Below are 18021 nucleotides of genomic sequence, written 5' to 3'. Positions count from 1 at the left end.
GGCCTAGACGACCGCGGGCTCGATGCCCAGCTTGCCGGCCAGCTTCGCGAGGTATCCGGTCGCGCGCTCGACCGAGTCGTCGGGCAGGCCGTACAGCACTGTCGTGACCCCGATCTCGCGCCATTTCTCGAGCTTCTCGGGGACCGGCCGGAAATCGAGGACGACGATCTCGGGCTCGCCGTCGCGGCCGGCGTCGGACCAGATCTGCTTGAGCAGGGACACCGATCCCTCGATGTCCTCCTCGCCGGGGGTCGTGATCCACCCATCGGCACTGCGCGCGATCCACTTGAAGTTCTTCTCGTTGCCCGCCGCGCCCACCTGCACCGGGATGTGCGCCTGGGTCGACTTGGGCCACGCCCAGCTGGGGCCGAAGTTGACGAACTCGCCGGCGAACTCGGCCTCTTCCTGCGTCCAGAGGGCGGTCATCGCCTCGAGGTATTCCCGGAGCATGGTCCGCCGCCGCTTCGGCGGCACGTCGTGGTCGGCGAGTTCGTCGAGATTCCAGCCGAATCCGACACCGAGAGTGACTCTTCCGTCGGAGATGTGATCGAGCGTCGCGATGGTCTTGGCGAGAGTGATGGGGTCGGACTGCACCGGCAGGGCCACCGCGGTGGCGAGCCGGATGCGTTCGGTCACGGCTGCCGCGGCAGCGAGTGACGTCCAGGGGTCCAGGGTGCGCATGTAGCGCTCGTCGGGAAGGGTCTCGTCGCCGGTGCGGGGGTGTGCGGCGTCGCGTCGCGTCGGAATGTGTCCGTGTTCGGGGACGTAGTACGACGCGAACCCCGCATCCTCGATGAGCGGAGCCAGGACATGGGGCTTGAGTCCCCGGTCACTGGTGAACTGCACGATCCCGAAATCCATGTGGCCCTCCGACGGCGTCGTTCGGTCGTCCGCACGATCCGGACGGTTGACTGGACACCAGTCTAGGTGATCGGCGTCACTCAGGCCAGGGGTGGCCGGTGGGCGCCGACGGTCCGATCACGCGGGTGTGTGGACAGCGCCGGCATGACGAAGAGGTCCAGGTGACGCCGGATCTGCCCGGCGTCGTCGATGTCGAGTGCCTCGCCGGGCGAGGTGCCGAGGCTGATCAGCACGCGCGCAACCCATTCGGACACCTCGCGCAGATCGTGTGCGGGATGTATCTCGCCCCGGTCGACGGCCTGCTCGACGAAGGGGAGCCAGAACGCCGCGAGGTCGGGGATCAGTTTGACGACGCCGACGCCCGCGCATTCGGCGAACTCGGTCGGCTCCTCGGTGCGGAGCCTCAACAGCAGCGTGCCCGGGTCGTCGTAGGCGCCTCGACCGATACGCACCCCGGCGGTGAGCTGGCCGGCCAGGTCGCCGATGGCATCGAGCTCGGCACGGGCGTCGCGCCAGAACGATTCGGTCAGGCGGACGATCGTCGCGCCGATCATGGACGGTTTGTCCGGATAGTGCCGATACAGCCACGCGCGGGACACGCCCGCCGACTCCGCGACCTGTTGCATGGTGGTCGCCCGGATGCCCTTGTCCGCGAGCAACTTCTGCGTGGCGTCGAGCAACCGCTCGTGGACCGTCGTGGTCGAGGCTTCGGTCACCGGCATCTCCTGCGTTCGGGGTCGTCGCGCGCCGTGTGTCCGGGTGTCCGCTCGGGGTGGGAAGCAGATACGTCGTAGACAGTTCGCGGATTCTGTGTACACGATACGTCCCATCGTGTAGACACAAATCAGATTGTGTCTACATCCACATCGTGACCACAGCGGGTCCATCGAGGGGGCAGTGTGCCTTTACCAACAACCGCGATCATCGGCGCCGGAATCAGCGGGCTGACCGCCGGGAAGATGCTCACCGACTACGGCGTCCCGTACACCTGTTTCGAGAGTTCGGACAGGGTGGGCGGCAACTGGGCGTTCGGGAACCCGAACGGTCACAGCAGCGCCTACCGGTCGCTGCACATCGACACCTCGAAGCATCAGTTGTCGTTCCGGGATTTCCCGATGCCCGACGACTACCCCGACTTCCCGCACCACACCCAGGTGAAGGCGTATCTCGATTCGTACGCCGAGGCCTTCGATCTGTACTCGTCGATCGAGTTCACCAACGGGATCGAGCACGCGACCCGGTTGGACGGCGGCGGTTGGGAACTGGAGACCCAGCACGGCGAACGTCGACGGTTCGACCTGCTGGTGGTGGCGAACGGTCATCACTGGGATCCGCGGTGGCCCGACTTCCCCGGCGACTTCGACGGCATCGAGATGCATGCCCACCACTACATCGATCCGCGTACCCCGCACGACTTCACGGGCAAGCGCATCCTGGTGGTCGGGCTGGGCAACAGCGCGGCCGACATCGCCGTCGAACTGTCGTCGAAGGCGCTGGACAACAAGCTGACCCTCTCCACACGGTCGGGTGCGTGGATCGTGCCGAAGTACTTCGGCGGCAAACCGGCGGACAAGTACTACCGGTCGACGCCGTACCTGCCCACGTCCTGGCAGCGGAAGTTCGTCCAGGTCATGCAGCCGGTGACCGCGGGCCGCCCAGAGGATTACGGCCTGCCGACGCCGAATCACAAGTTCTTCGAGGCGCATCCGACCCAGTCGGTGGAACTGCCGCTACGCCTGGGGTCGGGCGATGTCATCCCCAAACCCAACATCAGTCGATTCGACGGGTCCACGGTCCATTTCGACGACGGGACGGCCGACGACTTCGACATCATCATCTACGCGACGGGGTACAACATCACGTTCCCGTTCTTCGACCCGGACTTCATCAGTGCGCCCGACAACCGGATCGACCTCTACAAGCGGATGTTCTACCCGGGGATCGATGACCTCGTCTTCGCCGGGTTCGCACAGGCGGTTCCGACCCTGTTCCCGTTCGTGGAGTGCCAGGCGCGGCTGATCGGGGCCTACGCGACGGGACACTACCGGCTTCCCTCGGTGCCGGAGATGCGACAGACGATCGAGGCGGACATGCAGTACTACACGGGGCACATGCTCGACCGGCCGCGACACACACAGCAGCTCGATCACTATCTCTACGAACACAACATGCGGACCAAGGAGATCCCGGCCGGCATCCGCCGTGCCCGGCAGCAGGGGCCGCCGACCTGGGCGGGGATCACCGCGGACCTGGTCACGAAGGGAGTCTCCGCATGAGCACCCCCGACGGCGCGACCACCGTACGTTTCCGCTCGACCGACGCCGAATGCGATGCCTGGTTCTTCCCGGGCGCGGAGTCGTCGGCATTCGAGATCGACGGCAAGCGCCCCGTCGTCGTCATGGCACACGGCTTCGCCGGGACGAAGGACTCGGGCCTGGCCCCGTACGCACAGCGTTTCGCGGCCGCCGGTCTGGCGGTCCTCGCGTTCGACTACCGCGGCTTCGGGTTGTCCGGAGGTGATCCGCGACAACAGATCTCACTGGAACGCCAGGCCGACGACTATCGCGCGGCGGTCACCGCGGCCAGCGAGCAGCCGGGAGTGGACCCCGAGCGGATCATCCTCTGGGGTGTGTCCCAGTCCGGCGGGCACGCGCTCACCGTCGCCGCCGATCGCACCGACGTGGTCGCGGTCATCGCGGTGGTCCCGCTGGTCAACGGTCTCGCTGCCGGTCGTGTCGCTTATGCGCAGGTCGGTGGGGCGGCCATCGCCCGATCCACCGCCACCGCGGTGGCCAGTTCGGTGGCGCGGCGGTTCGGCCGCGCGCCCAAGATGATGCGGGTCGTCGGCGAACCCGGCGACGTGGGTGCCGCGCTGACCGCGCCCGGGTTCCTGGAGAGTTATCGCGCCATCGCCGGGCCGTCGTGGCGTAACGAGGTCGACGCGTCGGTCGGGCTCGAGATCGGATCGTTCCGGGTCGACAAGTACGCCACCCATGTCCATGCCCCGGTGCTCTTCCAGATCGCCGACTTCGACTCCGCCGCACCGCCGCACGCGGCGTCGAAGACCGCGTTCAAGGCGCACGCCGAGGTTCGCCACTACCCGTGCGATCACTTCGACGTCTTTGCGGGCAACGATTACTTCGAACCATGCGTCGCACACGAGATCGGCTTCCTGACCAGGCATCTGGTGTCGAGGTCCGAGGTCGTGGGGGCCGGGACGCGATGAGCCGGGCGATCGTGATCGGGGGTGCCTCCGGCATCGGTCTCGCCACGGTCGACGCGTTCGTCGAGGAGGGCGTGCAGGTGACCGTGGCCGACCGCGACACCGAACGTGCCGACCAGGTCGCGGCCGCGCGTGACGGGGTGGTGGCGGTGCACCTCGACGTGACCGACGAGGCTTCGGTCGCAGCGACTTTCGCCGATGCCGGCGAGTTCGACACAGTGGTGAACTGCGCCGGTCTGTCGAATCCTGGTGCACTGACCGAACTCGAACTCGATGCGTGGCGAAACACCGTCGACACCTGCCTCACCGGCACGTTCCTCGTGATCAAGCATGCCGGACGCGGGATCGCCGACGGCGGGTCGATCATCTGTGTCGCGTCGCTCAACGGGCGTCAGCCGGGCGCGGGCATGGGGGCGTACTGCGCGTCGAAAGCCGGTGTACTGATGCTTGTCGAAGTGGCCGCCCTCGAGCTCGCGGATCGTCGGGTGCGGGTCAATGCGGTGTCGCCGGGACTGGTCATGACGCCGTTGACCGAGGGCATCGGCTTCGTGCCGGGCCTCACCGAGGACTATCTCGACAACACCCCGCTGGGCAGGAGCGGGGAACCGGCCGAGATCGCCGACACGATAACGTTTCTCGCCTCGGACAAGGCGCGCTGGATCACCGGTGCCGCCTTCGACGTCAACGGTGGTGCGCACCTGAAGCGCTACCCCGACGTGCTCGGCAAGGTGCGCGCGCTGGCCGGGGAGGGGTAGTACCGCGCGCCTCTGCTCGCCGAGGTGTCACACCTTCGGTGCCAGTGGCGCGCCGACCTCGCCCGAGTCGCGGCGGAGGACACGCAGCGAGCCTTCGGCGCGAACTTCCGTGAACTGCCCGGTTTCCAGCGCCTGGCAATAGATCTCATACGGTGGCCGACCGCCGTCGGCCGGGTCGGGGAAGACGTCGTGGATGAGCAGCGCGCCACCGATCCGCACCCACGGCGCCCAGCCGTCGAGGTCGGTCTGCGCCGCCTCCATGCTGTGCCCGCCGTCGATGAAGACGAAGTCGGCCGGGCGGCCCCAGATCTTCGCGGCGACAGCCGACGGCGCGAGCAGTCCGACGACGGTGTTCTCGAGCCCGGCGTCGAACATGGTGCGGCGGAACCGTGCCGACGTGTCGAGTGTTCCGGTGTGCGCGTCGACCAGGGACTCGTCGTGATACTCCCAGCCGGGCTGATGTTCCTCGGAGCCGCGGTGATGGTCGACCGTCACGATGACGGCGTCGTGCGCTTCGCCGGCCGAACCGAGGAAGACGGTCGACTTCCCGCAGTACGTTCCGATCTCCACGCCGACCTTCGTCGAATCGGGTTGCGAGAGATACTCTCCGGCGATCTCGAAGAGTGTCTGGGCCTCGTCGAGCGGCATGAATCCGGGTGCCTCGTCGGCGACGCGGAGGCGGTCGGTGGAGGGTGCGTTGGGCGACGGTGCCGCGGGTTGTGACATGGCACCAGATCCTATCGGGTGTGTGAGGGTCGCCGCGTAGGGTGAGCCGTATGAAAGCTCAGGTGCTCACCGCAGAGACAGGACCCTCCGGACTCGAGTTGACCGACGTCCCCGACCCCACGCCGGCCGACGGTCAGGTGATCGTCGACGTGAAGTCGTGCGGCGTGTGCTTCCCCGACGTGCTGATGACTCAGGGCAAGTACCAGCTGCGCGTCCCGACCCCGTTCACCCCCGGCACCGAGGTCGCCGGCGTGGTGCGCTCGGCACCCGAGGGGTCGTCGGTCGCGGTCGGGGACAAGGTCCTCGTGGCGTCGATCGTCGGCGGATTCGCCGAGCAGGTCGCGGCCGCACCCGAACAGCTCCTCCCGCTCCCCGAAGGGCTGACCTTCGAGCAGGGTTCGGCGATGGGGATCAACTATCAGACCGCGCTGTTCGCGCTCAAGACGCGGGCACACACCCAGCCGGGTGAGGTCGTGGGCGTGCTCGGCGCCGCCGGCGGTGTCGGGACCGCGTCGATCATGGTCGCCAAGGCGATGGGCGCGAGGGTCATCGCCATCGTGCATCGCAAGGGCGCCGAGGAACTCCTGCGCAGTGCCGGGGCCGACGAGATCGTGCAGCTCGAGGAGGGATGGGGCACCAAGCTCAAGGAGATCGTCCCCAGGGGCGTCGACGTCATGATCGACCCGTCGGGTGGCGAGGTGTTCGACGAGGCGCTGCGGCAGGTGGCGCCCGACGGCCGGTACGTCGTGGTGGGCTTCGCGGCGGGCGGTATCCCGACCGTCAAACTCAACCGGGTCCTGTTCCGCAACATCGCGGTCGTCGGTGCCGCGTGGGGCGAATACGTGCGCACCCACCCGGAGCTGAATCTGCCCGCGAAGCTGCACGAGGAGCTGTCGCAGATGATCGCCGACGGCCTGGAACCCCAGGTGAACGTGACTTATACGCTCGATCAGCTGCCCGAGGCGTTGACCGATCTCGCCGAAGGGCGGATCCTGGGCAAAGCGGTCGTCAAGATCGGTGACTGAGGTCCCCACCTGAGTGCGGTCCCGGCGGCGACCCTCACGAGCATCCGACCGAAGGGATCTGCCATGTGCCGCAACATCACCGAACTCCGTGGACTGGAACCGCCGGCGACGGGGGACGAGATCGAGGCGGCCGCACGGCAGTACGTGCGCAAGGTGAGCGGGGTCCGCCACCCGTCGGCGGCGAACGCCGAGGCGTTCGAGGCGGCGGTCACCGCGGTCACCGCTGCCACGCGCACACTCCTCGACGTCCTGCCGGAGCGTCGTCAGCCGCCGAAGACAGTGCCCCCGCTCCGGCGCCCCGAGGTCCAGGCGCGTATCGCCGCTCGAGGCTGAACCCCCGGGCCTGCACGTCAACGGCCGTCGGAAGGGTGGGCTCGTAGTTCGGTGCCGGTCGACGAACGCGCAGCTCCGCCGGATTAAACCCACCGGCGAGCAAAAATTTGGGACACCTCTCGTGCGTCCGGATAGTGTCGACACGGTGTCCAACCACCGATCCCATCGCGCCCACGGGGCCGCGCCGCGCGCTGTTCGCGTCGTAGCGCTGGCCCTGACGGCCGCCATCGTCGGCCTGTTGACCATCCTCGGCGGACCGGTGCCCCGTGCGCAGGCCGCCCCGGCCGACAGCTGTGCGCCGGCCGGACTCGCGTCGGCGTCGGCGGCGCCGGTCAACCTCGCCGCCGCAGATCAGGGGGGTGAAGACCGCTACACCACCGAGTCGACCACGCCGCTCGACCAGATCGACGTCGGTCAGCTGGAGCTGCTGTCGCCCGGCAAGATCTCCGTCGGCACCCTGTCCGATGCCGGGCCGAGCATCTGCGTGAACAGTGCGGGCGACTTCACCGGCTTCGACAACGAACTCCTCAAGGCCGTCGCCGCGAAGCTTGGTCTGCAGGTCGAGTTCAACGGCACCGAGTTCGCGGGTCTTCTGTCGCAGGTGGCCAACAACCGTTTCGACGTCGGATCGTCGTCGATCACCACCACCGACGACCGCCGCAGGACCGTCGACTTCACCAACGGCTACGACTTCGGGTACTTCTCCCTCGTCGCGCCGACCGCCGGCCCGATCAAGGGATTCGGCGACCTCTCCGACTCGACGCGGATCGCTGTCGTGCAGGGCACCGTCCAGGACGACTACGTCGTCAACACCCTGGGTCTCGACCCGGTGAAGTTCCCGGACTACGCCACCGCGTACGCCAATCTGAAGAGTGGCCAGGTCGACGCCTGGGTCGCTCCGTCGCAGCAGGCGGAGGGGGCGGTCCGCGAGGGCGACGGCACCGCGATCGTCGAGAACACCTTCAGCGTGAACAACTTCGTCGCCTGGGCCGTGGGCAAGAACAAGCCGCGGCTCACCGAGGCCCTCAACTCCGGACTCGACGCCATCATCGCCGACGGCACGTACGCCGATCTCTACGTCGACTGGGTGCCCCGCGAACTGCCCGAGGGATGGAAGCCCGGCAGCAAGGCCGCGCCCGCCCCGGACCTGCCCGACATCGCCGCCATCGCGGCCGAGAATGCCGAGAAGGCCGGCCCGGCGGAGGAGACCGCGCCCAAGAGCACCCTGCAGCAACTCGGCGACACCTTCTTCAACTGGGACCTCTACAAGGAATCGTTCCCCGAGCTGATCAAGACCGGTCTCGTCAACACCCTGATCCTGTCGCTGGTCTCGGGAGTGCTCGGCACCATCCTGGGCATGATCCTGGCGATCTGCGGGATCTCGCGGTCGCGGTGGCTGCGCTGGCCGGCGCGGGTCTACACCGACATCTTCCGCGGGCTGCCCGCGGTCGTCGTCATCCTGATCGTCGGTCTCGGTGTGGGTCCGGTGGTCAAGGGCATCACCGGCAACAACCCGTACTGGCTCGGCGCGGTCGCGCTCGCCCTGCTCGCCGCGGCCTACATCGGCGAGATCTTCCGGTCGGGAATCCAGAGCGTCGACGACGGGCAGCTCGAGGCCTCGCGTGCCATCGGCTTCAGCTACCGGGAGTCGATGCGGCTCGTCGTCGTCCCGCAGGGCGTCCGGCGGGTGCTCCCGGCGTTGATGAACCAGTTCATCAGCCTGATCAAGGACAGCTCGCTGGTGTACTTCCTCGGGCTGCTGGCCAGCCAGCGGGAGCTGTTCGCGGTCGGCCGAGACCTGAACGCGCAGACGGGCAACCTCTCGCCGCTCGTCGCCGCGGGAATCATGTACCTCATCCTGACGATCCCGTTGACACACCTGGTCAACTACATCGACCGGCGTCTGCGCACCGGACGGCCCGCCGAGGTCCAGGACGACCCGCTGCCCCCGACCGTCGTCGAGAAGGGATAGGCCCGTGCCCGATCTCAGCAAGTCCGAGTCACCGTCCCCGAATGCCGCCGTCGTCCGGGAAGCCGTCTCGTTGACCGGTACCGATCTCCACCTGTCGTTCGGCAAACAGCACGTGTTGCGGGGTGTCGACATCCAGGTCGACGCCGGCACCACCACGACCGTCATCGGGCCGTCGGGGTCGGGTAAGTCGACCCTGCTGCGTGTGCTGAACCGGTTGTACGAACCCGATCAGGGAGACATCCTGCTCGACGGACGGTCCGTCCTCAAGGACAACCCGGACGAGCTCCGGCGGCGGATCGGCATGGTGTTCCAGCAGTTCAATCTGTTCCCGCACAAGACCGTCGTCGACAACGTCGCGCTCGGACCGCGAAAGCTGAAGGGGCTGAGCAAGGACGAGGCCCGCGAGGTCGCTCTCCGGCAACTCGAGATCGTCGGGCTCACCAACAAGGCCGACGTGCGTCCGGCACGACTCTCTGGCGGTCAGCAGCAGCGGGTGGCGATCGCGCGAGCGCTCGCCATGACTCCGGAGGTCATGTTCTTCGACGAGGCGACCTCCGCGCTGGACCCCGAACTCGTCAAGGGAGTCCTCTCGCTCATGGCGGATCTGGCCACCGAGGGGATGACCATGGTGGTCGTCACCCACGAGATGGGTTTCGCGCGCAACGTCTCCGACAACGTGCTGTTCATGGACCACGGAGCCGTCGTGGAGACCGGCCGGCCGGAACAGGTCTTCGACGACGCGAAGTCCGACCGGTTGCGGACTTTCCTGTCCCAGGTCCTGTAGCCGGGGTTCTTGTCGACGGGGGTCTCGCCGACCGCTGGCTCAGCCGATCCCGAAGAGCCTGGAGCCGTTGCGGTAGAACACGTCTCGGAGCCAGTCGGCACCGAGGTCGAGGCGGATGATCGCCTCGAGCGCATGGGTGTAGCCGTAGGGGATGTTCGGGAAATCGCTGCCGAAGAGGATCTTCTCGCCGGCGTCGGCCAGACGCGGCAGGTAGTCCGCCGGGAACGGGGCGTCTTCCTCGGCGAAGTCGGTGAACGCCATCGTGGTGTCCAGGTGCACATTCGGGTACTCCAGCGCGAGGTCGAGGAACGCGGTGTACTCGGGCATCCCCATGTGCGCGACGATCAGCGGCAACGACGGGAACCGGTGCAGGAGTTCGCGGATCGGCTCGGGGCCGGTGAAGGTGCCGGGCGCGGGCCCCGACCCGCAGTGGATGATGACGGGGACCTGCGAATCGGCGATCTGGGACCACACGCCGTCGAGGAGCGAATCGGTGGGGGAGAAGTCGCCGACCTGGATGTGGCACTTGAACACCCGGGTTCCCGCCTGGATGGCGCGGGAGACGTAGGTGTGGGCGGACTCCTCCGGATAGAAGGTCGCGGTGTGCAGGCAGTCGTCATGGCCGGCGGCGAAGTCGTGCGCCCAGCCGTTCAGCCACTCGGCCATGTTCGGCTTGTGGGGGTACACCAGCGACGAGTAGGCCCGCACCCCGAACTCGCGCAGCGTGGCCACCCGGACGTCCTCGTCGGCGCGGTAGGTGATCGGCCACTCGCGTCCCACCAGCGGCCCGACCGAGTCGAAGTAGGCCCAGACCTTGTCCATGACCGGACGCGGCATGAAGTGGGTGTGGACGTCGATGATGCCGGGCAGGTCCAGCTCTGACCAGATCGCGCGCACCCGCTGCGCCTCGTCGGTACTGAACGGCTCGGGGGTCACGGGAACGGCACTGTTCACCCCAGAGACCGTACGCCGGGTGCGCCGCCGGCCGCGAGTGCCACCTCAGCCGGCGGACGACACCGTCGGTGAGATGAGCACCTTTCGGTGGTCGTTGGGCACGGAGAGTTCGCGGAAGACGCGGTCGGCCTCGTCGAGCCCGACGATCTCGCTGACCAGCGCCGACGACCCGATCGCGCCCTTGCTCAACTCGGCTGCCGCGGTGCGGAATTCGCTCGCGGTGTAGTAGGAGACGAAGTGCATCGTGGTCTCTTTCACGACCCCGGCCACCGGCATGAACGAGTCGTCGCTCAAGCAGACGCCCGCGATGACGATGGTGCCGTGGGTGGCGACCGCGTCCAGGGCGGCGGCGATCATGCCCGGCTTGCCCACGCATTCGATGACGACGTCGAAGCCCGGTCCGACGTGCGCGAGGAGTTCGTCGGGGATGCACACCGCGGACGCACCGAGATCGAGTGCCGCCGCACGCCTGCCCGGGGACGGGTCCGAACAGACCAGGTCGGTGGCCACGCCGCGCGACAACCAGTGCAGCGCGGCGAGACCGACCGGACCCGCGCCCAGCACCAGCACCCGGTCCCCGGGACGGACGGACGCGCGGGTGACCGCGTGCAGTCCCACGGCCAGTGGTTCGACCAGGGCGCCGTCGACCGGATCGATGCCCTCGAGAAGAACGCTCTCGGCCGCCCCGACCAGGACGTACTCGGCCAGCCCGCCCGGGAGGACACCGAGTCCCAGGGTGCGCGCCGACCCGCATCGCGCGACGTCACCGGTGAGACAGGCGCGGCACCGGTGGCATCCGATCACCGGCATGGCGGCCACGGCATCGCCGACCCGGAAGGAGTGCGCCGGATCGGCGCGGCCCCGGCCGGCGTCGTCTGGGTCTGCCGGCCCGACGCCGACGACCTCGCCGGCGAATTCGTGACCCATGATCGTCCCGTGCGGGAGCAACGGCGCGGTGGACAGGTCGGAACCGCAGATGCCGTTCGCCGCCACGCGCAGGACGAGCTCGCCGGGGCCCGGCGTCGGGTCCGGTAGGTCGGCGACGAGGAATCTGCCTGCGCCGAACTCTCCTGGGCCGGTCACCGCGGCGCGCATCAGCCCGCCGACCAGCGGACGGACGGGACGTCGTCCGCCGCGCGGGGCACGATGAACACGCCCTCGGCCTCGCAGGTCACCCCCTGCGCATCGGAGATCGTGCCGCGGACGATGCGCTTGCGTCCGTTCCGCTCGGTCACCCACGCCCGCGCGACCAGCGCGCCGAGGGGTGTCGGCCGCCCGTACCGGGCGGTGAGGGTCCCGGTGTAGCAGGGGCCCTCGACGCTGGCCGCATTCCCCAGGACGTGGTCGAGGACCATCGCGCACACACCGCCGTGGACCTGGCCGGGTGGTCCCTCGTAGGCCGCGCCGAGAGTGAAGGCGCTGCGGACGCCGTCGTCGACGTGGACGACGTCGAGCGGCGGAGCCAGCGCGTTGCGCACCCCGATCACCGCGTTTCCCCAGGCCATCCCGGTGTTCTCGCGCGTGTGTCGTACCCCGAACGCGCCGTCCATCTGGCGACTCCGCAGGTCGGCCACCACCTCGGCGATCCGCCGTCGTGCCTCGTCGAGGTCCTCATCGGCCACCTCGGTGCGGATCACCGCGTCTACCAGATCCCGAACGGTGTCGGTGAGAGGGGTGTAGACCGCGCGGCGACGCGCGACCTCGTCTTCGGAGATGTCCTCCAAGGTGAACTCCATGTGGCTACCGATCAGTCAGTTGTGGCATAGGTAACGAACAGTGGCGACGCAAATTAGAACGTGTTCTAATTCAACCACTAGAACGTGTTCTCATTTTGCGGTTTCGAGGACATCGACCCCGGGTCGGACGTCGTGCTCCAGCCGATCGAGCGGTGATCCGATCGAACCGCACGAGCGATCCACAGGAGATGTGACCGATGAGCGCGAAGACCTTCGACCTCACCGCACGCGACGAGACCTGGGTGAAGCGGGTGCTGCCCGTCCTGAAACTCGTGGCGAAGACCTATTTCCGCTCCGAGGTCCGGGGCATGGACAAGGTGCCCGACGGCGGCGCACTCCTGGTGTCGAACCACTCCGGCGGATTGCTGGCGTTCGATGTCCCGGTCATCAGCGTGGCCTTTGCCGACGAGTTCGGTGCCGACCGTCCGCTCTACACCCTCGCCCACGACCTCATCTTCACCGGATCAGGCAAGCAGATCTTCGGCAAGGTCGGCTTCCTCCCCGCCCATCCCAAGAACGCGGTCGCCGCGCTGCGGTCGGGTGCCGCGACGATCGTGTTCCCCGGCGGGGAGTGGGAGGCGCTGCGGCCGAGCAGCCAGAGCGCGACCATCGACTTCCACGGTCGAACCGGTTACATCCGCACGGCGCTCGAGGCGGGCGTCCCGATCGTCCCCATCGTCACCATCGGCGGCCAGGAGACGCAGCTGTTCCTCAATCGCGGCGACACGCTGGCGCGTTTCCTCCGTCTCGACAAACTCCTGCGCACCGACACCGCGCCGTTCGCATTCGGCTTCCCGTTCGGCCTGACCGCCCACCTCCCGCCGAACATCCCGCTGCCGTCGAAGCTCGTGACGGAGGTCCTCGACCCGATCGACATCACCGCCGAGTTCGGCAACAACCCCGAACACGACGAGGTCGATCAGATGGTGCGCAAACGGATGCAACACGCTCTCGACGACCTCGCCCGCGCCCGCCGGTTCCCGGTTCTGGGCTGACCACGAGGAGACGACGATGATCTCGCAACTCCGCGATCGCGTCACCACCGCGTTGTGGCTCGTTCGCACCCTGATCCGCAGTGGATTCCTCGGCTCGCTCAGGGTCGACCGATATATCCGCATGGGGCTCAACCTGCGTCGGCACGGCGGTGCGTCGCCGGTGAGCGGTATCGGCCTCGCCGCGGCGCGCGATCCCGACGGCATCGCGCTCATCGACGAGGCGGGTCAGCTCACCTGGCGTGAACTCGACGCCCGCTGCGATGCGCTCGCCGTCGGATTGCGCGACGCTGCCGGCACATCCGTCGCGACCGTCGCCATCCTCTGCCGCAACCACCGCGGCCTCGTCGAGGCCCTCGCCGCGACGTCGCGGCTCGGCGCCGACGCCGTGCTCCTCAACACCGGCTTCGCCGCACCTCAGCTCGCCGATGTACTCGAACGCGAGCACGCCGACGTGCTCATCGCCGACGAGGAGTTCGATGCGGTCGTCGCGCCTGCGGCGCAACGCCTCCCGAGCATGCGGCTGATCCACGCGTGGACGGAGGGCGACCCGTCGCCCCGGGGCGCGACCGTCGACGGCCTGATCGACGCGAACAGCGGCTCGCGACCCGGCCGGCCCCCACGCGCCGGACGTATCGTGTTGCTGACCTCGGGGACCACCGGGATGCCCAAGGGCGCCCGTCGCGGCGGAAGCACCGACGTCGCCTCCCTCGCCGCCATGCTGGACAGGATTCCCTGGTGCGCAGGCGAATCGATCGTGATCGCCGCGCCGGCGTTCCACGCGTGGGGCTTCGGACAGGTGGCCATCGCGGCGACGATGTCGTGCACGATGATCATGCGGCGTCGGTTCGATCCGGAGGCGACACTCGAGCTGGTCCGCGACCACAGGGCCACCGGACTCGCGGTGGTGCCGGTGATGCTCGAACGCATCACCGATCTTCCCGACGAGGTCCTCGACGACCATCCGATGCCGACACTGCGCTTCGCCACCGCGAGCGGGTCGCGAATGCGCTCCGATGCGCTCGTCGCGTTCCTCGACCGGTACGGCGACGTGGTCTACAACAGCTACAACGCCACCGAGGCCGGCCTCATCACCACCGCGACCCCGGCCGATCTGCGCGTCGCTCCGGACACGGCCGGGCGACCGCTCACCGGTACCAGCGTCCGCATCCTCGACGACGACGACCGGGAAGTGCCCGTCGGCGGGGTCGGCCGCATCGTGGTCGCGAACAATTCGGGATTCGACGGTTACACCAGCTCGGACACAAAGGCTTTCAGCGATGGTCACATGGTGTCGGGCGACGTCGGCCGCTTCGACGAGAACGGGCTTCTCTTCGTCGTCGGCCGGGACGACGAGATGATCGTGTCCGGCGGGGAGAACGTCTATCCGCTCGAGGTCGAGCAGGCCATCGACGCGCTCGACGAGGTACGCGAGGTCGCGGTGACCGGTGTCGACGACGACAGGTTCGGTCAGCGACTCGTCGCCCACGTGGTGCGTGCGCCGCGAGCCCAGATCGGTGCCGACGACATCCGAGAACACGTGCGCGACCAGTTGGCCGGGTTCAAGGTCCCGCGCGACGTGTACTTCCTCGACGAACTGCCGCGCAACGCCACCGGGAAGATCGTCAAGCGCGAACTCGGCGCCGGACCCTCGACCGAACGGAAGGTGAGCTGACACATGAACTCCGTCCAGCAGATCGACCGATCCGCCGGTGGTGCGGACGCCGAACGGATGTCCGGACCCGATGCGCTCATGCTCAACATGGAGTCGGCGTCGAATCCGATGCACACGCTGAAGGTCGCGATTCTCGACACCGCGCGGCGCGGACGACCCCTCGACCTCGCCGAGCTCGCCGACGTCCTGCCCGACCACCTCGGGATGTTCCCGCGCGCAACCCAGCGTCTTGCGTGGGCGCGCGGACACCGTGCCCGACCCTTCTGGGTGCGCGACAACGACTTCGACGTGACCCGGCACCTGGACGAGCGATGGGTCGCCGCCCCGGGGGGACGTGCCGAGCTCGACGAGATCCTCTCCGAACTCGCGGTCCGGCAGCTCGACCGCCGCCGGCCGCTGTGGGGATTGACGCTCGTCCACGGTCTCGCCGGCGGCCGGCAGGCGGTCGTCGTACGTGTCCACCATGCCGTCGCCGACGGGCTGGCCGCACTCAACACCTTCATGGCCGCCACCGCCGGACCGGACGAGCGGGTCGGTCGGACGCCGATCGACCGGACCCGTGTCGAGCACGACCAGCGGGAGCTCACACGCGCAGCGCGTGCGGAATCCTGGCGCATGGTCCGCGATCTCCCGGCCGCGGCGTCGGCCCTGGCGCGCGCGTTCTCGGCAAAACGCAAGGCGGGTCACGCCGAACTCATCCCGAAACCACTGACCGTCCGCCGGACGAGTTTCAACGCGCGCAGCGGCGCCGAACGCGTCTGCGCGTCCGGTGACATCCCGCTCGCCGCCGTCCAGCGGCTCGCGCTCGCCACCGGCACCACCGTGAACGGGGCACTGCACGGCGTCATCGCGGGGGCGATCCGGGCGGAACTGATCGCCCGCGGCGAGGAGCCGGGCGTCGCGGTGTCCATCTTCGGAGTGTGCCGGAACCTGGCCTCGACGCGCGTCCACGGCAACGAGATCGCCACCGCGATGGCGTATCTGAGGTCGGATCTGGCCGATCCGGTCGAGCGGATCGCCGCCACCGGGAAGAGCTGCGCCGCCACCGTGCGATGTCGGCGCGAGGTCGGGTTCGAACTGACCGGCGCACTGGCCACCTACACCGGCCGTCTCGGACCGGCTTTCCGCGGTCTGGCCGCGCACCGCGCGCCGTTGGTGATGAACAACATCACCACGGCCAACATGCCCGGTCCGCGCACCACTCGGTGGGTCGGGGACATCGAGGTCGTCGACTGGATCTCGTTCGCCCTGGCGATCGCACCCGCCGACGTCAACCTCACCACGTACAGCTACGCCGGAAAACTCAGCATGGGGCTCATCGCGACGCCGGAGTCCATGCCCGACCCGGCCCGGTTCCTGCGGCGGGTGGCCGACGCGGCTGTCGAAGCCGCCGACGCGCTCGGGCGGCCGACCGAGGACACCGACGATGCCGTGCTGGCGCGGGAGGCGAGTTGATCGACTGGGAGTCCGGCGCAGCGCGACTGGGACTGTTCGCGAAAGTGCTGCCACGCGCGATCGGCAGTTCGCGTGCGGCCGGTCGCGGCGACCCGGCGGCGGGAGTGCCACCGGCGGAATGCGGTCCGCGCATGGTCGGGGAGACCGCCGTCGACGAGCTGTTCATCGCGATCAACTCGGTGATCCGGGACATCCCGCCGATCGAGTTCGTGGAACAGTGCGTGCAACGATGCGCCGGCGTCGCCGAGGAACTGGCCGCGCTGGGGCCGTCGGGAATCCACCTCGACCCCGGGCCGCCCGACATCGTGTCCCGTGATCGGAAGACCTTCGGGACGACCTCGTTCGATCACATCGACTACTCGGTCGCCGTTCCTTTCCCGGAGTCCATCGCCGCCGCCGACCCCTACGCCGACGGGATCGCCTCGGTCCGCGTGCTCTCGCGACGACGAACCGGCCGTCGCTGGTTGATCTGGGTGCACGGGGCGGCCCAGGGGCGCGCCGACGATCTCTATGCGTTCCGCGCTGCCAACCTGTACAACAAGCTCGGCTACGACGTGGTGTTCCCCGTCCTGCCTGCGCACGGCTCGCGGCGGGTGGAGAAGGTCGCCTACCCGGGTTTCGACCCGCTGGTCAACACCGTCATCACCATCCGGGCGATCGCCGAGATCCGCTCGCTCATCACCTGGATCGAGGGCCAGGAGCCGGCCGACATCGCGATCGCGGGTACGTCGCTCGGCGGTCCGATCGCGGCGATGGTCGCCTCGATGGATCCCCGGATCAGCTCGGTCCTGGCCGTCGTCCCGATGCTGGAGATGCACGCCACCCTCGCCCACCACATGGAACGCGGCGGGTCCAAGGGGCGTCACCTCGCGTCGCTGATGCGCAGCGACCCGGTTCGCGCGGTCTCGTCGGTGATCAATCCGCTGTCGGTGCACCCCATCCCGAGGCCAGAACGCCGGATGGTGGTCGCGGCGCTCAACGATCGGGTCACCTCGGTGTCCGCCGCCCAACAGCTACACCGACACTGGGGCGGGCAGGTCCACTGGTACTCCGGTAGCCATGTCGGACACGCCATCTCGGGCAGCATCCGGCAGGCCACGGACGAGTTCCTGCGTGCTTCCCCGCCGCCTGATTCTCGGTTCGACAGCGAAACCGGCCTGCGGTCGTTGATGTAGGAAAACCGTTGCTCCCTGAGCTGCGAGGAGCGGTGCGGCCTGCCCCCGCTCCCTGAGGTGCGAGGAGCGGTGCGGCCTGCCCCCGCTCCCTGAGCCTGGATCCGTGGATGGGTGTGGGGTGTCGATAACCTGAAAATGCCCTCTGAGCTGGAATGATTGGTGGTGTTGAGACACAAAACATTCCAGCTCAGAAGGCACTTTCAGTGAAAGTATTGCATAGGTTCACCGCCGAGTCCGCAGTCTTCGACGACGACAACCTGGTGTCACACGCCGGACTGGTGCCAGTGATGCGACTGGCCCACTCGACCGGGTTAGCCTCCCTGCTGGCCGAGCAAGTCGATTTGGGCACCACCCA

Annotated in this window: 17 protein-coding genes and 1 pseudogene; 12 read left to right on the top strand and 6 right to left on the bottom strand. The window is 68.3% G+C overall.

Annotated elements, in window-relative coordinates; all coding sequences use genetic code 11:
* Window positions 1-3: 3 nt before the first annotated feature.
* Both AMD30_RS00090 and AMD30_RS00085 read right to left on the bottom strand, forming a co-directional pair.
* Window positions 4-861 carry an LLM class F420-dependent oxidoreductase gene (locus AMD30_RS00090; protein WP_055474348.1) on the bottom strand — a complete coding sequence of 286 codons (858 nt, stop codon included), beginning with the start codon at window positions 859-861 and terminating at the stop codon, window positions 4-6.
* An 80-nt stretch (window positions 862-941) separates the two neighbouring features.
* Window positions 942-1583, bottom strand: a complete 642-nt coding sequence (locus tag AMD30_RS00085; RefSeq protein ID WP_055474347.1) for a TetR/AcrR family transcriptional regulator — start codon at window positions 1581-1583, stop codon at window positions 942-944.
* A 177-nt stretch (window positions 1584-1760) separates the two neighbouring features.
* On the opposite strand from AMD30_RS00085, the gene AMD30_RS00080 reads away from it, so the two are divergent.
* The 3 genes from AMD30_RS00080 to AMD30_RS00070 are packed head-to-tail and all read left to right on the top strand — an operon-like array spanning window position 1761 to window position 4839.
* On the top strand, window positions 1761-3137 hold the full coding sequence (locus AMD30_RS00080) for a flavin-containing monooxygenase (RefSeq protein ID WP_010840559.1): 1377 nt from the start codon (window positions 1761-1763) through the stop codon (window positions 3135-3137).
* Window positions 3134-4087, top strand: a complete 954-nt coding sequence (locus tag AMD30_RS00075) for an alpha/beta hydrolase (RefSeq protein WP_010840558.1) — start codon at window positions 3134-3136, stop codon at window positions 4085-4087. Before AMD30_RS00080 ends, AMD30_RS00075 begins: the two co-directional genes overlap by 4 nt.
* On the top strand, window positions 4084-4839 hold the full coding sequence (locus AMD30_RS00070; RefSeq protein ID WP_010840557.1) for an SDR family NAD(P)-dependent oxidoreductase: 756 nt from the start codon (window positions 4084-4086) through the stop codon (window positions 4837-4839). Before AMD30_RS00075 ends, AMD30_RS00070 begins: the two co-directional genes overlap by 4 nt.
* Before the next feature lie 27 nt (window positions 4840-4866).
* Here the strand turns inward: AMD30_RS00070 and AMD30_RS00065 are convergent, their stop codons facing one another.
* On the bottom strand, window positions 4867-5565 hold the full coding sequence (locus tag AMD30_RS00065) for a class I SAM-dependent methyltransferase (protein ID WP_010840556.1): 699 nt from the start codon (window positions 5563-5565) through the stop codon (window positions 4867-4869).
* Window positions 5566-5615: 50 nt separating this feature from the next.
* Here AMD30_RS00065 and AMD30_RS00060 point away from each other — a divergent pair, with 50 nt between their 5' ends.
* From AMD30_RS00060 to AMD30_RS00045, 4 genes are all read left to right on the top strand, one after another.
* The gene (locus AMD30_RS00060) at window positions 5616-6590 is read left to right on the top strand and encodes an NADPH:quinone oxidoreductase family protein (RefSeq protein ID WP_055474346.1); all 975 of its coding nucleotides are present in this window, start codon (window positions 5616-5618) and stop codon (window positions 6588-6590) included.
* A gap of 63 nt (window positions 6591-6653) precedes the next feature.
* Window positions 6654-6923 carry a DUF2277 domain-containing protein gene (locus AMD30_RS00055; RefSeq protein WP_010840554.1) on the top strand — a complete coding sequence of 90 codons (270 nt, stop codon included), beginning with the start codon at window positions 6654-6656 and terminating at the stop codon, window positions 6921-6923.
* Between the two features lie 145 nt (window positions 6924-7068).
* Complete coding sequence (locus AMD30_RS00050; RefSeq protein ID WP_055474345.1) at window positions 7069-8895, top strand: ABC transporter substrate-binding protein/permease; 1827 nt, start codon at window positions 7069-7071, stop codon at window positions 8893-8895.
* 4 nt (window positions 8896-8899) lie between these two features.
* A complete protein-coding gene (locus AMD30_RS00045; protein ID WP_014927924.1) occupies window positions 8900-9679 on the top strand; it encodes an amino acid ABC transporter ATP-binding protein in 780 nt (259 codons plus the stop codon).
* Window positions 9680-9718: 39 nt separating this feature from the next.
* Here AMD30_RS00045 and AMD30_RS00040 read toward each other — a convergent pair whose 3' ends face one another.
* From AMD30_RS00040 to AMD30_RS00030, 3 genes are read right to left on the bottom strand one after another with little or no spacing between them, the layout of a single operon-like run.
* Window positions 9719-10633 (bottom strand): amidohydrolase family protein, encoded by a 915-nt coding sequence (locus tag AMD30_RS00040; protein ID WP_035716880.1) that lies wholly within the window; start codon window positions 10631-10633, stop codon window positions 9719-9721.
* Between the two features lie 45 nt (window positions 10634-10678).
* A complete protein-coding gene (locus AMD30_RS00035) occupies window positions 10679-11728 on the bottom strand; it encodes an alcohol dehydrogenase catalytic domain-containing protein (RefSeq protein WP_055474344.1) in 1050 nt (349 codons plus the stop codon).
* Window positions 11728-12369, bottom strand: a complete 642-nt coding sequence (locus tag AMD30_RS00030) for a PaaI family thioesterase (RefSeq protein WP_055474343.1) — start codon at window positions 12367-12369, stop codon at window positions 11728-11730. Before AMD30_RS00030 ends, AMD30_RS00035 begins: the two co-directional genes overlap by 1 nt.
* A 197-nt stretch (window positions 12370-12566) precedes the next feature.
* On the opposite strand from AMD30_RS00030, the gene AMD30_RS00025 reads away from it, so the two are divergent.
* The 5 genes and pseudogenes from AMD30_RS00025 to AMD30_RS24920 form a co-directional block, all read left to right on the top strand.
* Window positions 12567-13364 carry a lysophospholipid acyltransferase family protein gene (locus tag AMD30_RS00025; RefSeq protein WP_010840548.1) on the top strand — a complete coding sequence of 266 codons (798 nt, stop codon included), beginning with the start codon at window positions 12567-12569 and terminating at the stop codon, window positions 13362-13364.
* A 16-nt stretch (window positions 13365-13380) separates the two neighbouring features.
* A complete protein-coding gene (locus AMD30_RS00020) occupies window positions 13381-15036 on the top strand; it encodes an AMP-binding protein (RefSeq protein ID WP_055474342.1) in 1656 nt (551 codons plus the stop codon).
* 3 nt (window positions 15037-15039) lie between these two features.
* Window positions 15040-16491 (top strand): wax ester/triacylglycerol synthase domain-containing protein, encoded by a 1452-nt coding sequence (locus AMD30_RS00015; protein ID WP_055474341.1) that lies wholly within the window; start codon window positions 15040-15042, stop codon window positions 16489-16491.
* A complete protein-coding gene (locus AMD30_RS00010) occupies window positions 16488-17666 on the top strand; it encodes an alpha/beta hydrolase (RefSeq protein WP_055474340.1) in 1179 nt (392 codons plus the stop codon). The genes AMD30_RS00015 and AMD30_RS00010 overlap by 4 nt, the downstream gene beginning before the upstream one ends.
* Window positions 17667-17869: 203 nt before the next feature.
* Window positions 17870-18021: pseudogene (locus tag AMD30_RS24920) on the top strand (IS1380 family transposase); the annotation flags it as partial.

Origin of the sequence: Gordonia sp. HS-NH1 (assembly GCF_001418765.1) — a bacterium.
In the GTDB taxonomy this organism is placed as follows: Bacteria; Actinomycetota; Actinomycetes; order Mycobacteriales; family Mycobacteriaceae; genus Gordonia.
This window is presented reverse-complemented; position numbering and strand designations above follow the sequence as displayed.

Excerpts from the sequence above, each read along its gene's own strand:
- AMD30_RS00090 (WP_055474348.1), bottom strand. The coding sequence starts at position 861 with ATGGATTTCGGGATCGTGCAGTTCACCAGTGACCGGGGACTCAAGCCC.
- AMD30_RS00085 (WP_055474347.1), bottom strand. The coding sequence starts at position 1,583 with ATGCCGGTGACCGAAGCCTCGACCACGACGGTCCACGAGCGGTTGCTC.
- AMD30_RS00075 (WP_010840558.1), top strand. The coding sequence starts at position 3,134 with ATGAGCACCCCCGACGGCGCGACCACCGTACGTTTCCGCTCGACCGAC.
- AMD30_RS00070 (WP_010840557.1), top strand. The coding sequence starts at position 4,084 with ATGAGCCGGGCGATCGTGATCGGGGGTGCCTCCGGCATCGGTCTCGCC.
- AMD30_RS00065 (WP_010840556.1), bottom strand. The coding sequence starts at position 5,565 with ATGTCACAACCCGCGGCACCGTCGCCCAACGCACCCTCCACCGACCGC.
- AMD30_RS00060 (WP_055474346.1), top strand. The coding sequence starts at position 5,616 with ATGAAAGCTCAGGTGCTCACCGCAGAGACAGGACCCTCCGGACTCGAG.
- AMD30_RS00055 (WP_010840554.1), top strand. The coding sequence starts at position 6,654 with ATGTGCCGCAACATCACCGAACTCCGTGGACTGGAACCGCCGGCGACG.
- AMD30_RS00035 (WP_055474344.1), bottom strand. The coding sequence starts at position 11,728 with ATGCGCGCCGCGGTGACCGGCCCAGGAGAGTTCGGCGCAGGCAGATTC.
- AMD30_RS00030 (WP_055474343.1), bottom strand. The coding sequence starts at position 12,369 with ATGGAGTTCACCTTGGAGGACATCTCCGAAGACGAGGTCGCGCGTCGC.
- AMD30_RS00025 (WP_010840548.1), top strand. The coding sequence starts at position 12,567 with ATGAGCGCGAAGACCTTCGACCTCACCGCACGCGACGAGACCTGGGTG.
- AMD30_RS00020 (WP_055474342.1), top strand. The coding sequence starts at position 13,381 with ATGATCTCGCAACTCCGCGATCGCGTCACCACCGCGTTGTGGCTCGTT.
- AMD30_RS00015 (WP_055474341.1), top strand. The coding sequence starts at position 15,040 with ATGAACTCCGTCCAGCAGATCGACCGATCCGCCGGTGGTGCGGACGCC.